Raw genomic sequence first — 13,815 nt, forward strand, 5'->3', positions numbered from 1 at the left:
CGAGGGCGTGTCGATCGTCTTGATCGAGTCCAGCAGGACCGCCGGACCGTTCTCGTCATTGATCTTGATGGTGCGCTCGAAGGAGAACTTCACGTCCTCCGAGGTCAGCGCCTCACCGTTGCTGAACTTCAGGCCCCCGCGCAGCGTGCAGTCGAAGGTCTTGCTGGCCTCGTCGGTGAACTTGCAGCTCTGCGCGGCCTCGGGCTCGGGCTTGGTGGCGCCCTTGGGGAAGCTCAGCAGCGACTGGAAGACGTTGTTGAACACGATCCAGGAACCGACGTCGTAACCGGCGGCCGGATCGACCGCGGTCACCTTGTCCGTGATGCCCATCGTGAGGGGGTCCCCGTCGGCCCCGCCGTCCGACCCTCCCGTACCACAGCCGGCGACCACGACCGCGGTCATGGTCGCGGAGAGCGGGAGCGCCAGTCGTTGGACTCGATTCCTCACGAGACTTCCCTCACTGCTTCGTGGTACGGGGCAGGCCCGTGCCGGCCGGACCGCGGGAATTCCCGGGTCCGGCCGACCGGTGGCTCATCCTGTCACACCGCGACCAATCTCCCAGAACTGGGCGCTGGAAGAGGAGTTGAGGAACCATTCGGCTCCCGTGATGCCGTCGCGGCTGGCGACGAACTGCTTGTCCTGGTACAGCGGGATCATCGGGAGGTCCTGCGACAGGATCTCCTGCATCTGCCCGAAGTCCTTGTCCGTCTTGCCGCGGTCCGCGGACCGGCGGGTGGCCGGCAGGAGCTGGTTCTTGATGGTCTCGCCCTTGTAGTTGAGGTCGAGGAATCCGTCGTCAGCGAAGAAGGGCGCGATGTAGGTCTCGGCGTCCGGGAAGTCGGGGAGCCAGCTCAGCGAGTAGGCGGCGAACTGCCCGGTGGCGGCACCCTTCAGGAACTTCTTCCAGGTGATCGGCTGGAGGCTCACGTCGAACAGCCCGGTGGCCTCGAGCTGCTTCTTCAGGTTCTCGGCCTCCTCCTTGTCCGGCGTGGAGGGGTGCTCGGTCGGGTAGGTCCAGGTGAACTTGACCGGGGTGCTGATGCCCGCGTCGGACAGCACCTCGGCGGCCTTGTCGCGGTTGGGCTCGCCGTAGGCGTTGAAGTACGCGTTGGTGTGGCCGGTGATGCCGGTCGGGACGGCGCCGAACAGCGGGGTCGCGGTGCGGCCGGTCACGTCGCGCGTGAGGCTGTCGCGGTCGACGAGGCGGGCGATGGCCTCACGGACGGCCTTGTCCTTCACCGAGGAGTCCTCGACGTTGAAGAACATGTAGCGGGCCGCGAGACCCGGGGTCTCGGTCAGCTTGACGTTCTCGACGGTGCCCTGCTCGATCTTGTTGATCTGGTCCGACTCGAGGGTGCGGTTCACCAGGTCGACGTCACCGGCGGCGAGCGCCTTCATCATCTCGGCGGCCGAGGGGAAGAAGTGGACCTCGACCTTCTCGTTGTTGCGCTTGCCGATCAGGCCCGTGTAGTTCGGGTTCGCGCTGAGGACGGCCTTGCCGTCCTGCCACGAGTCCAGCTTGTACGGACCGGAGCCCTCCATCTTCAGGCCCTTGAGCGGCTCGGTGGCGCTGTAGACCTCGCTGTCGACGATGGCCGCGGCCGGGGTCGCCAGCTTGTAGGGGAAGGTGGCGTCGGAGGTCTTGAGGTGGAAGACGACGGTCTTCGGGTCCGGAGCCTCGACGCTGTCGATGTTCACCAGGAGGCTCGCCGGGCCGATGTCGCTATTGATCTTCAGCACGCGGTCGACCGAGAACTTGACGTCCTCCGAGGTGAGCGCGTGGCCGTTGGCGAACTTCAGGTTGTCCCGCAGCGTGCAGCGGTACGTCTCCGACTTGGTGTCGGAGAAGGTGCACGACTTGGCGGCGTCGGGCTCGGGGGTGGTGGAGCTGCGCGTGTAACCGAGCAGCATCTGGAAGGTGTTGTTCAGGAAGCTGTACGTGCCGCCGTCGTACGCCGTGGCCGGGTCGAGGGGGGAAGGCTGGTCCGCGGACACCTCGAGGGGGTCCGTGGAGCCGATGACGATCGCGTCACCGCCACCGCCACCACCGGTCGAGTCGCCGCACCCGGCGAGTACGGGCGCGGCGAGGCCCAGCAGCGCCGGCAGCACCAGTAGCTTGCGATTCATCCTCGTTGTTCTCCCTCTTCCGGCCCTTGGCCGCGCAGTGTTGAGCGGGGCGACGATACCTGTAATTGCCGGGCCCCGGCATTCCGGCGGACCGCCCCCGAACACGGAGAAGTTGAGCCCACGTCACGGGCGGATAACAGGGCGTGGCGCACCGAAATCCGGGCAGCGGAACGAACAGCGCGCGGCTCCCCAATCCGGACACAACCCCACCGACTTCACCGCAATTTGACGGGCCGGAGCACGTCCGGTGCGCGCTGTCGACACCCGCGGATGTGAAAAGTATCACGCCCCGCCGTACTGGCCGGTAAACAATTCGGCACCCTGAATCGTCACGGAAAATAGCCGTGCAAACGCCTAGAGTTTCCGTTCAATTCACGACGACGCTCAGTGAACGGTTGTAATCAGAGAGCGCAGAAAGGGCACGTCGACGCGTTCCAGGGAGGTCACCACGGTCCGCCCGGGGGCCGGTGCGATGGCGGCGATGGACGGGACGGCCACGACCCGGCAGCCGGCGGCCTCGGCGGCCGCGACACCGGTGGGGGTGTCCTCGACGACCACGCACCGTGTGGGGTCGGCGCCCAGCCGCGCGGCGGCGAGCAGGTAGGGGTCGGGGTGCGGCTTGGTCCGCTCGATCTCGTCCCCGGCGAGGGAGAAGGCGAAGTGCCGCGAGCCGAGGGAGAGCATGACGGCGTCGATGATGCGCCGGTGGGAGGCGGAGACCAGGGCGGCGGGCACCCCGTGGGCGGCCAGATCGGTGAGCAGCCGCTGGGCGCCCGGCATCAGCGGCACGCCGCGGCCGATGAGCTCGACGAAACGCAGGTTGATCAGGGTGGACAGCTCGGCGAGCGTGGCGTCCGCCCCGGTGACCGAGATGAGGTGTCCCAGGCTGCGGGCCATGGGACCGCCGACGACGACCTCGCGGTGGGTGTCGTCCAGGACGTGGCCGAGCTCGGCGAAGACCTCGACCTCCGCGTTCCACCAGAAGCCCTCGGTGTCGACCAGCGTGCCGTCCATGTCCAGGAGCACGGCCTGCAGGCCTGCCTCCCGGGCCGGCCGGATCTCGGTGGCGGGAATACCGCTCGTCATGCGCCCCACTCCTCTGCTGCCAGGGGGCACAAAGGCCGGTCGCCTCGCGCCCGGGTGGTGGGGGCGTGCGACCGGCCAGGTGCCGTATCGGACCGTCCAGTGTACGACGTACGTCCGACTACCGCGCGTTGAAGTACTTGGCCTCCGGGTGATGGATGACGATCGCGTCGGTGGACTGCTCCGGATGGAGCTGGAACTCCTCCGACAGGCGGACGCCGATCCGCTCGGGCTCCAGCAGCTCGGCGATCTTGGCGCGGTCCTCCAGGTCGGGGCAGGCCCCGTAGCCCAGCGAGAAGCGGGCGCCCCGGTACTTCAGGGCGAACATGTCCTCCATCGCGCCCGGGTCCTCCCCGGCGAAGCCGAGCTCGGCGCGGACCCGGGCGTGCCAGTACTCGGCCAGGGCCTCGGCGAGCTGGACGGACAGGCCGTGCAGCTCGAGGTAGTCGCGGTAGGCGTCGGCGGCGAAGAGCTCGTTGGCCGCCTCGGAGATCCGGTTGCCGACGGTGACGACCTGCAGGCCGACCACGTCGGTCTCGCCGGACTCCTCGGGCCGGAAGAAGTCGGCCAGGCACAGCCGGCGGCCGCGGCGCTGGCGCGGGAAGGTGAAGCGGGTCCGCTCGGTGCCGTCCTCGTGGAGGATGATCAGGTCGTCGCCCTTGGAGACGCAGGGGAAGTAGCCGTGGACGACGGCGGCCTCCAGCAGCCCCTCGCTCTGCAGGCGGTCCAGCAGGCCGCGCAGCCGCGGGCGGCCCTCGGTCTCCACCAGTTCCTCGTACGTGGGGCCGCCGGCCCGGGACTGCTTCAGCCCCCACTGGCCCTTGAAGAGGGCGCCCTCGTCCAGCCAGGACGCGTAGTCCTTGAGCGGGATGCCCTTGACGACGCGGGAACCCCAGAACGGCGGGGCAGGCACCGGGTTGTCGACGGCGACGTCGGAGCGGATCTGGCCCCGGTTCTCCTCGGGCTCGGGCACGACGCTCTCGCGTGCGGCCACGCGGCGCTGCTTGAGTTCGGGGAGGGTGGCGCCGGGCACGCCGCGCTTGACGGCGATGAGGGCGTCCATCAGGCGCAGTCCCTCGAAGGCGTCGCGGGCGTAGCGGACCTCGCCGGCGTAGAGCTCGTGGAGGTCCTGCTCGACGTAGGCCCGGGTGAGCGCCGCGCCGCCGAGGATGACGGGGTAGCGGGCGGCGAGGCCGCGCTGGTTCAGCTCCTCCAGGTTCTCCTTCATGATCACCGTGGACTTCACCAGCAGGCCCGACATGCCGATGACGTCGGCGGAGTGTTCGTCGGCGGCGTCGAGGATCGCCGAGACGGGCTGCTTGATGCCGAGGTTGACGACGTTGTAGCCGTTGTTGGACAGGATGATGTCCACGAGGTTCTTGCCGATGTCGTGGACGTCGCCGCGGACGGTGGCCAGCACGATGGTGCCCTTGCCGGAGGCGTCGGACTTCTCCATGTGCGGTTCGAGGTGGGCGACGGCCGTCTTCATCACCTCGGCCGACTGCAGGACGAACGGCAGCTGCATCTGGCCGGAGCCGAAGAGCTCGCCGACGACCTTCATGCCCTCCAGGAGGGTCTCGTTGACGATCTCCAGGGCGGGCCGCGTCGTCAGGGCCTCGTCGAGGTCCGCCTCCAGGCCGTTCTTCTCGCCGTCGATGATGCGCCGCTGCAGCCGCTCCTCCAGCGGCAGCGCGGCCAGTTGCTCGGCGCGGCTCGCCCGGACGGACTTGGTGTCGACCCCCTCGAAGAGCTCCAGGAAGCGCTGCAGCGGGTCGTAGCCCTCGCGGCGCCGGTCGTGCACCAGGTCCAGGGCGACCTCGCGCTGCTCCTCGGGGATGCGGGCGATCGGCAGGATCTTGGAGGCGTGCACGATCGCCGAGTCCAGGCCGGCCTCGACGCACTCGTGGAGGAAGACCGAGTTCAGCACCATGCGGGCGGCCGGGTTGAGGCCGAAGGAGATGTTGGACAGGCCGAGCGTGGTCTGCACGTCCGGGTGGCGGCGCTTGAGCTCGCGGATCGCCTCGATGGTGGCGATGCCGTCCTTGCGGGACTCCTCCTGCCCGGTGGCGATGGTGAAGGTCAGGCAGTCGACGATGATGTCGCTCTCGGCAATGCCCCAGTTGCCGGTCAGGTCCGCGATGAGCCGCTCGGCCACGGCCACCTTGGCCTGCGGGGTGCGGGCCTGGCCCTCCTCGTCGATGGTGAGGGCGATCAGCGCGGCGCCGTGCTCGGCCGCGAGGCGGGTGGTGCGGGCGAAGCGGGAGTCGGGACCGTCGCCGTCCTCGTAGTTGACGGAGTTGATCACGGCGCGGCCGCCGAGCTTCTCCAGGCCGGCGCGGAGCACCTCGGGCTCGGTGGAGTCCAGCACGATCGGCAGGGTGGAGGCGGTGGCCAGCCGTCCGGCGATCTCGTTCATGTCGGCGACGCCGTCCCGGCCGACGTAGTCGACGCACAGGTCGAGCAGGTGGGCGCCCTCGCGGATCTGGTCGCGGGCCATCTCCACGCAGTCGTCCCAGCGGCCGTCGAGCATGGCCTCGCGGAACTTCTTGGAGCCGTTGGCGTTGGTCCGCTCGCCGATGGCCAGGTACGAGGTGTCCTGGCGGAAGGGGACGGTCTGGTAGAGCGAGGAGGCGCCCGGCTCGGGGCGCGGCGTCCGGGCGGTGACCTCGTGGCCGCGGACGCGTTCGACGACCTGGCGCAGGTGCTCGGGGGTGGTGCCGCAGCAGCCGCCGACCAGGGAGAGCCCGTACTCGCGGACGAAGGCCTCCTGGGCGTCGGCGAGGCCCTCGGGGCCGAGCGGGAAGTGGGCGCCGTCCTTGCCGAGGACGGGCAGTCCCGCGTTCGGCATGCAGGAGATCCCGACGCGGGCGTGCCGGGCGAGGTAGCGCAGGTGCTCGCTCATCTCGGCGGGGCCGGTGGAGCAGTTCAGGCCGATGGTGTCGATGCCGAGCGGTTCGAGCGCGGTCAGCGCGGCGCCGATCTCGGAGCCCAGCAGCATGGTGCCGGTGGTCTCGACGGCGACCTGGACGAAGAGCGGCAGGTCGAGTCCGGCCTCGGCGAGGGCCTCCTTGGTGCCGAGCACCGCGGCCTTGATCTGCAGCAGGTCCTGGCAGGTCTCGACGAGCAGGGCGTCGGCGCCGCCGGCGACGAGACCGGCGGCGTTCTGCCGGAAGCCCTCCTTGAGGACGGCGTAGTCGACGTGACCGAGTGTCGGCAGCTTGGTGCCGGGCCCGATGGAGCCGATGACCCAGCGCTGGCGGCCGTCCCGGGCGGTGAACTCGTCGGCGACCTCGCGGGCGATGCGGGCGCCGGCCTCGGACAGCTCGACGATGCGGTCGGCGATGTCGTACTCGCCGAGGGCGGAGAAGTTCGCGCCGAAGGTGTTGGTCTCCACGCAGTCCACGCCGACGGCGAAGTACTCGCGGTGGACGGAGGCGACGATGTCGGGGCGGGAGACGTTGAGGACCTCGTTGCAGCCCTCGTGTCCCTCGAAGTCGTCGAGGGTGGGATTCTGCGCCTGGAGCATCGTGCCCATCGCCCCGTCGGCGACGACCACCCGGGTCGCCAGGGCCTCTCGCAGTGCTGCGCCTCGGGCACCGCTCGTGGACGGAAGGGACGGCTGGGCCATGGGTGTGCTCCCTGGAGTGCGACGGCTGTCGGCTTGGTGTGCGCCGGTCCTACTGGTACACACCAGGCCAGCGTAGCCAAGACCCCGGATTCCGCCGCAGGGCATTCCGAGGGGCGGACGGCGGTGCCACACTCTTCTCTGGGATGATGACGGTCGGCATCGTCTGCCATCGTTCAGCATTGTCGAATCAGTCGTATCGGCGCGTGGTCGTTCCTTACGGAGGGGTTGTTCATGCCAGGTCCCATCCAGTCGCTCGCCAGGGCGGCCGCGATCCTGCGCCTGCTGGCCGGCGGAGAGCGCAGGCTCGGCCTGTCGGACGTGGCCTCCTCCCTGGGTCTGGCGAAGGGCACCGCGCACGGCATCCTGCGCACACTGCAGCAGGAGGGCTTCGTCGAACAGGACCCCGTCTCCGGCCGCTACCAGCTGGGGGCCGAGCTGCTGCGGCTGGGCAACAGCTACCTGGACGTGCACGAGCTGCGGGCCCGCGCCCTGGTGTGGACCGACGACCTGGCACGCTCCAGCGGCGAGGCCGTCTACCTGGGCGTGCTGCACCAGCAGGGGGTGCTCATCGTCCACCACGTCTTCCGTCCCGACGACAGCCGGCAGGTGCTGGAGGTCGGGGCCATGCACCCGCTGCACAGCAGCGCGCTGGGCAAGGTGCTGTCGGCCTACGACCCGGTCGCGCACAGCGAGGCGGCCGAGATCAAGCGCGAGCCGCTGACCGCGCGCACCGTCACCGACGACGCGGCGTTCGAGGGTGTGCTGGATCTCACCCGCGCCCGCGGCTGGAGCGCCGACCTGGAGGAGACCTGGGACGGCGTGGCGTCCATCGCCGCCCCCATCCACGACCGGCACCGCATGACCGTGGGGGCGGTGGCCGTCACCGGCGCGGTCGAACGGGTCTGCGCTGACGGCGAGATCAGGCCCCAGCTGGTCGCGGCGGTACGGGACTGCGCCAGGGCGGTCTCCCGCGACCTGGGCGCCGGCCGCTTCTGACGACCGGCCGAACACACCGGGACGACCGGCCGAACACACCGACTCGGAGACCTTTCCGCAACCTGACGAACCCTTGACGGGTCCGGTCACGCAGGAGAACACTCTCGTTCGACGGTCGACATTGTCGAACACCAGCCGACGGAGTCGGTAAGGTGTACGTAACCGTGGGACCGCCGAGGGCCTGGTCACAGGCCCACGGACTCCGGAACGGGACCGGGGTTCGCCTTCCCCTGGACGAAGGACAAAGGAGTCGCGAGTGTCCAGCGACCACATCTTCATCGGCGAGACCATCGGTACCGCTGTTCTGATCCTCCTCGGCGGCGGCGTCTGTGCGGCTGTCACCCTCAAGAGTTCCAAGGCCCGTAACGCCGGCTGGGTGGCCATCACCTTCGGTTGGGGCTTCGCGGTCCTGGCCGGCGCCTACATCTCGGGTTCCCTCTCCGGCGCCCATCTGAACCCCGCCGTCACGATCGGTCTTGCGATCGACAGCGGCGAGTGGAGCAAGGTCCCGGTCTACCTGGCCGGCCAGATGCTCGGCGCGATGATCGGCGCGACCCTGGTGTGGATCACCTACTACGGCCAGTTCCAGGCCCATCTGACGGACGCCGAGATCACCGGCGGTCCGGGGGCGCAGGCCACCGCGGCGGCCGAGAAGCAGACCACGGGCCCCGGCCCCGTGCTGGGCATATTCTCCACCGGCCCCGAGATCCGCAACGTCGCGCAGAACCTCGCCACGGAGATCATCGGCACCTTCGTCCTGGTGCTCTTCATCCTGTCCCTCGGCCTCACCAAGGGCCTCGCGGTCTCCGGTACCGGCACCCTGATGGTCGCGCTGGTCGTGGTCGGCATCGGCCTCTCGCTGGGCGGGCCGACCGGATACGCCATCAACCCCGCACGCGACCTCGGTCCGCGCATCGTGCACGCCCTGCTGCCGCTGCCCAACAAGGGCGGCTCCGACTGGCGCTACGCCTGGATACCCGTCGTCGGCCCGATCGTGGGTTCGGTCCTCGCGGCCGGCCTCTACAAGATCGCATTCTGAGAAGCAGCCCCCGACATCCCAAGGACCTGAGGAGCACACCGTGACCGACGCCCACACCACAGGCCCGTTCATCGCGGCCATCGACCAGGGCACCACGTCCTCACGCTGCATCATCTTCGACAAGGACGGCCGGATCGTCTCGGTCGGCCAGAAGGAGCACGAGCAGATCTTCCCCAAGCCGGGGTGGGTCGAGCACGACGCGGCCGAGATCTGGACCAACGTGCAGGAGGTCGTCGAGGAGGCGGTCAGCAAGGCCGGCATCACCTCCGCCGACGTCAAGGCGATCGGCATCACCAACCAGCGCGAGACCACCGTCCTGTGGGACAAGAACACCGGCGAGCCGGTGCACAACGCCCTGGTCTGGCAGGACACCCGTACGGACGCGCTGTGCAAGGAGCTCGGCCGCAACGTCGGGCAGGACCGCTTCCGCCGCGAGACCGGCCTGCCGCTGGCCTCCTACTTCGCCGGACCGAAGATCCGCTGGCTGCTCGACAACGTCGAGGGCCTGCGCGAGCGCGCCGAGGCCGGCGAGATCCTCTTCGGCACCATGGACAGCTGGGTGATCTGGAACCTCACCGGCGGTGTCGACGGCGGGCACCACGTCACCGACGTGACCAACGCCTCCCGCACGCTGCTGATGAACCTGCACACCCTCGACTGGGACCAGAAGATCCTGGAGTCGATCGGCGTCCCCGCCGCGGTGCTGCCGGAGATCCGCTCCTCCGCCGAGGTGTACGGCTCCGCCGCGGCCGGGGCGCTGGCCGGTGTGCCGGTGGCCTCCGCGCTCGGCGACCAGCAGGCGGCCCTGTTCGGCCAGACCTGCTTCTCCGAGGGCGAGGCCAAGTCCACCTACGGCACCGGCACCTTCCTGCTGATGAACACCGGCGAGAAGCCGATCAACAGCTACAACGGCCTGATCACCACCGTCGGCTACCGCATCGGCGACCAGAAGCCGGTCTACGCCCTGGAGGGCTCGATCGCGGTCACCGGTTCGCTGGTGCAGTGGATGCGCGACCAGATGGGCCTGATCAAGACCGCGGCCGAGATCGAGACCCTGGCCCTGTCCGTGGAGGACAACGGCGGCGCCTACTTCGTGCCGGCCTTCTCCGGCCTGTTCGCCCCGTACTGGCGTTCCGACGCCCGCGGTGTGATGACCGGCCTCACCCGCTACGTCACCAAGGCGCACATCGCCCGCGCGGTACTGGAGGCGACCGCCTGGCAGACCCGCGAGATCGTCGACGCGATGACCAAGGACTCGGGCGTGGAGCTCACCGCGCTCAAGGTCGACGGCGGAATGACCGCGAACAACCTGCTGATGCAGACCCTCGCCGACTTCCTGGACGCCCCCGTCGTGCGCCCGCTGGTCGCCGAGACCACGTGCCTGGGCGCGGCCTACGCCGCCGGTCTGGCCGTGGGCTTCTGGTCGGACACCGACGAACTGCGCGCCAACTGGCGCCGGGCCGCCGAATGGACCCCCCGGATGGACGAGGACGCCCGCGACCGGGAGTACAAGAACTGGCTCAAGGCCGTCGAGCGCACCATGGGCTGGATCGAAGAGGAGAAGTGAACCGATCATGACCACCCTGCAGCGCGTCCCGGCTCTCGGGACGCATCCGACCGCCGGCCGCAACCCGGGCCGCGCCGAGACCCGGGAACTGCTGAGCCGCGCCACCTACGACCTGCTGGTCGTCGGCGGCGGCATCCTGGGCACCTCCGTGGCATGGCACGCCGCGCAGTCGGGGCTGCGGGTCGCGATGGTGGACGCCGGCGACTTCGCCGGCGCCACCAGCTCCGCCTCCTCCAAGCTCGTGCACGGCGGTCTGCGCTACCTGCAGACCGGCGCGGTCAAGCTGGTGGCGGAGAACCACATGGAACGGCGGGTCCTGGCCAGGGACGTGGCTCCGCACCTGGTCAACCCGCTCACCTTCCACCTGCCGGTCTACCGGGGCGGCCCGGTCGGCGCCGCCAAGCTCGGGGCCGGCGTGTTCGCCTACTCGGCGCTGTCCGCCTTCGGCGACGGGGTCGGCAGGGTCATCTCCCCGGCCAGGGCGGCGGCCGCCAACCCCGCCCTGCGCACGGAGAACCTCAAGGCCGTCGCCGTCTACTACGACCACCAGATGAACGACTCGCGGATGGCGGTCATGACGGTGCGCGCCGCCGTCGAGGCGGGTGCCGTCGTCCTCAACCACGCCGAGGTCACCGGTCTTCGCTTCACGCACGGCCGGGTCACCGGCGCCGACCTGGAGGACCGCCTGGACGGCACCGAGTTCGGGGTCGACGCGCGGCTGGTCCTCAACGCGACCGGCCCGTGGGTCGACCACCTGCGGCGCATGGAGGACAAGGGCGCCGCCCCCAGCATCCGGCTCTCCAAGGGCGCCCACATCGTCCTGAAGCGCAAGGCCCCGTGGCGCGCCGCCATGGCCACCCCGATCGACAAGTACCGCATCACCTTCGCCCTGCCCTGGGAGGACCAGCTCCTGCTGGGCACCACCGATGAGGAGTACACCGGCGACCCGGCCGACGTGCGGGCCACCGAGGCCGACATCAGCCAGATCCTGGACGAGGCCGCCCACTCGGTGCGGGACGAGCACCTCTCCCGCGACCTGATCACCTACGCCTTCGCCGGCCTGCGGGTACTGCCCGGCGGCCCCGGCGGTGTGGAGAAGGCCAAGCGCGAGACCGTCGTCAGCGAGGGCAGCGGCGGCATGCTGTCGGTGGCGGGCGGCAAGTGGACGACGTACCGGCACATCGGCCGCACCGTGACGGCCAAGCTCGCCAAGCTGCCCGGCGGTCCGCTCACCGAGGACATGGAACCGCTGGACCGCCTGCCCAGGCGCATCCCGCTGCCGGGCGTCGCCAACCCCAACGCGGTCGCCCACCGGCTGCTGGTGGACCGGGAGCCGGGCCAGCGCCTCGACCCGCTGACGGCCCGCCATCTGGCCACCCACTACGGCGCGCTGTCCTTCGACATCGCCCGGCTGGCCAACGAGGACCCCGCGCTCGGTGAGCGGATCCACCCGGACGGCCCGGAGATCTGGGCCCAGGTCGTGTACGCCCGCGACCACGAGTGGGCGCAGACGGCGGACGACGTGCTGCGTCGCCGCACCACCCTGACGGTGCGCGGCCTGGACACCGCGGACGTCCGGGAGCGGGTCGAGTCACTGCTGGCCGGCCGGCGCGACTGACACCCCCGACCCGTGGGCCCGGGCGCCCCGGGGCGAGCGGAAGGACCTCCCCGCTCACCCCGGACGCCCGGGCCGCCGCGTTGACGGCGGGGCGTAGGCGGCCGCCAGGTCCTGGGCGTCGGCGTACGAGGGCAGGCCCGCCGGGAGCGGTGCGCCCTCCAGGGCGCGGCAGGCGCTGTCCACGGCGGCGTGGAGCGCGGCGCGGAAGAGCAGGGAGCCGGTGCTGACACGGCTCACCCCGAGGGCGGCGAGGCGGGACAGCCCCGGGCCGCCCTGCGGGAGCAGGACGTTGAGCGGGGCACCAAGGCCGTCGGCGAGCGCGGCGATGGCGCCCTCGTCGGCCAGGCCGGGCACGAAGATCCCGTCGGCGCCGGCCGCGAGGTAGGCGGCGGCGCGGCGGCGGGTCTCCTCCGCCCGCTCTGCCCGGTCGTCCGCCCGGTCGTCCTCGGCGGCGCCCAGCCAGTACGTATCGGTGCGGGCGTTGACGAAGAGCCCGGGAGCGGTGCGCTTCATGGCTGTGATCAGCTCGCACTGCAGGGCGGGGTCGGCCAGGCCCGCTCCCCCGGGGCGGCCGTCCTCGATGTTGACGCCGGCGACGCCCAGCCGTTCGAGGTCGGCGGCGAGTTCGGCGACGTCCTCGGGCGTGGCGCCGAAGCCGCCCTCGATGTCGACGCTGACCAGCACGGGCAGCCGGACGAGGTCGCGGGCGAGCCAGAGGGTCGTCTCCCGGGTGGCGCCGGCCGCGTCCGGCAGGCCCGCGGCGGCGGCCACGCCCAGGCTGGTGGTGCCGATCGCGGGAAAGCCGCGGGCGGCGAGGGCGGCCGCGGAGGCGCGGTCCCAGGCATTGGGCAGGAACAGCGGGCGGCCGGCCCGGTGGAGGGCGCGGAAGGCCTCGAAGCGGTTCATGCGGTGGGTGCCTCCAAGGCGTCGGGCGCGATGCCCAGGTGGGTGTGGAGAGCCGTACGGCCCCGCGCGGTGAGCTTCAGGGCCCGTCCGCTGCCGATGCGCACGCACCAGCCCGACGCGAGGGCGTGTCCGCACAGCGCGGCCCCGGCGACACCCGCGAGGTGCGGGCGGCGCTCGGTCCAGTCCAGGCAGGGCCGGGCGAGCGGGCGGCGGCCGGTGCGTGCGGCGGCGAGGTCGACACCGAGCCCGGTGAACCACTCCACGCCCTCGTCGGTGAGGGCGAAGCCGTTGCTCTGATCGAGCAGTCCGCGCCGGGTCAGGGCGTCGGTGACGAGGATGCCGAGGCGTCCCGCGAGGTGGTCGTAGCAGGTCCGGGCGCGGGCCATGGCGCTCCCGGCGCCCGCCTGGGCGAGGGTGCGGGGCGCGGCGGGCGGCGGCCCGGCGTGCGCGGCGAGGTCCTCGACGAGCTGCGCGGTACGGGCGTCGGCGAGGCGTACGTAGCGGTGCCGGCCCTGGCGTTCCTCGGCGAGCAGCCCGCCCGCGACCAGCCGGCCGAGGTGCTCGCTGGCGGTCGAGGGCGCCACCCCCGCGTGCCGGGCCAGCTCCCCCGCGGTCCAGGCCCGGCCGTCGAGCAGCGCCAGGCACATCGCCGCCCGTGTCTCGTCCGCGAGGAGTGCCGCGAGGGCGGCGAGGGCACTTCCCGCGTGGTCGTCTCGCACCATGTCCCCAGGATGCGCCCCGGACGTTTCGGCGCACGCCGAAGTGTCGCGGGCGACCCCGCCGCCGCCCGCACCTTGACAGGACGTCAGCCGAAGCCCCACCCTTTCACCACTTGCTTAGTGAAAGGGTGT

Annotated in this window: 10 protein-coding genes; 4 read left to right on the forward strand and 6 right to left on the reverse strand. The window is 71.0% G+C overall.

The annotated features are described in order from the left end of the window. The 4 genes from CHF15_RS25035 to metH form a co-directional block, all read right to left on the reverse strand. A partial coding sequence (locus CHF15_RS25035; protein ID WP_245939034.1) for an ABC transporter substrate-binding protein occupies positions 1–447 on the reverse strand: 447 nt, incomplete at its 3' end. Between the two features lie 84 nt (positions 448–531). Then, the gene (locus CHF15_RS25040; protein WP_089226139.1) at positions 532–2,127 is read right to left on the reverse strand and encodes an ABC transporter substrate-binding protein; all 1,596 of its coding nucleotides are present in this window, start codon (positions 2,125–2,127) and stop codon (positions 532–534) included. A gap of 384 nt (positions 2,128–2,511) precedes the next feature. After that, entirely contained in the window at positions 2,512–3,213 is a 702-nt protein-coding gene (locus tag CHF15_RS25045) for an HAD family hydrolase (RefSeq protein WP_089226140.1), read from the reverse strand. 118 nt (positions 3,214–3,331) lie between these two features. Beyond that, on the reverse strand, positions 3,332–6,838 hold the full coding sequence (gene metH / locus CHF15_RS25050; RefSeq protein ID WP_089226141.1) for a methionine synthase: 3,507 nt from the start codon (positions 6,836–6,838) through the stop codon (positions 3,332–3,334). Between the two features lie 231 nt (positions 6,839–7,069). Here metH and CHF15_RS25055 point away from each other — a divergent pair, with 231 nt between their 5' ends. The 4 genes from CHF15_RS25055 (at position 7,070) to CHF15_RS25070 (ending at position 12,058) form a co-directional block, all read left to right on the forward strand. Further along, positions 7,070–7,834 (forward strand): IclR family transcriptional regulator, encoded by a 765-nt coding sequence (locus CHF15_RS25055; protein ID WP_089226142.1) that lies wholly within the window; start codon positions 7,070–7,072, stop codon positions 7,832–7,834. A gap of 256 nt (positions 7,835–8,090) precedes the next feature. Further along, complete coding sequence (locus CHF15_RS25060) at positions 8,091–8,873, forward strand: MIP/aquaporin family protein (protein WP_089226143.1); 783 nt, start codon at positions 8,091–8,093, stop codon at positions 8,871–8,873. 40 nt (positions 8,874–8,913) lie between these two features. Next, entirely contained in the window at positions 8,914–10,440 is a 1,527-nt protein-coding gene (gene glpK / locus CHF15_RS25065; RefSeq protein WP_089226144.1) for a glycerol kinase GlpK, read from the forward strand. A gap of 7 nt (positions 10,441–10,447) precedes the next feature. Further along, positions 10,448–12,058: a glycerol-3-phosphate dehydrogenase/oxidase gene (locus tag CHF15_RS25070; RefSeq protein WP_089226145.1), complete on the forward strand. Its 1,611-nt coding sequence runs from the start codon at positions 10,448–10,450 to the stop codon at positions 12,056–12,058. 54 nt (positions 12,059–12,112) lie between these two features. Here the strand turns inward: CHF15_RS25070 and CHF15_RS25075 are convergent, their stop codons facing one another. Together CHF15_RS25075 and CHF15_RS25080 are read right to left on the reverse strand one after the other, a co-directional pair. Then, complete coding sequence (locus tag CHF15_RS25075) at positions 12,113–12,964, reverse strand: isocitrate lyase/PEP mutase family protein (protein ID WP_089226146.1); 852 nt, start codon at positions 12,962–12,964, stop codon at positions 12,113–12,115. Continuing rightward, positions 12,961–13,686, reverse strand: a complete 726-nt coding sequence (locus CHF15_RS25080) for an ArsR/SmtB family transcription factor (RefSeq protein ID WP_089226147.1) — start codon at positions 13,684–13,686, stop codon at positions 12,961–12,963. Before CHF15_RS25080 ends, CHF15_RS25075 begins: the two co-directional genes overlap by 4 nt. Positions 13,687–13,815 lie beyond the last annotated feature (129 nt).

Source organism: Actinacidiphila glaucinigra (assembly GCF_900188405.1).
In the GTDB taxonomy this organism is placed as follows: domain Bacteria; phylum Actinomycetota; class Actinomycetes; order Streptomycetales; family Streptomycetaceae; genus Actinacidiphila; species Actinacidiphila glaucinigra.

Excerpts from the sequence above, each read along its gene's own strand:
- CHF15_RS25040 (WP_089226139.1), bottom strand. The coding sequence starts at position 2,127 with ATGAATCGCAAGCTACTGGTGCTGCCGGCGCTGCTGGGCCTCGCCGCG.
- CHF15_RS25045 (WP_089226140.1), bottom strand. The coding sequence starts at position 3,213 with ATGACGAGCGGTATTCCCGCCACCGAGATCCGGCCGGCCCGGGAGGCA.
- metH (WP_089226141.1), bottom strand. The coding sequence starts at position 6,838 with ATGGCCCAGCCGTCCCTTCCGTCCACGAGCGGTGCCCGAGGCGCAGCA.
- CHF15_RS25055 (WP_089226142.1), top strand. The coding sequence starts at position 7,070 with ATGCCAGGTCCCATCCAGTCGCTCGCCAGGGCGGCCGCGATCCTGCGC.
- CHF15_RS25070 (WP_089226145.1), top strand. The coding sequence starts at position 10,448 with ATGACCACCCTGCAGCGCGTCCCGGCTCTCGGGACGCATCCGACCGCC.
- CHF15_RS25075 (WP_089226146.1), bottom strand. The coding sequence starts at position 12,964 with ATGAACCGCTTCGAGGCCTTCCGCGCCCTCCACCGGGCCGGCCGCCCG.
- CHF15_RS25080 (WP_089226147.1), bottom strand. The coding sequence starts at position 13,686 with ATGGTGCGAGACGACCACGCGGGAAGTGCCCTCGCCGCCCTCGCGGCA.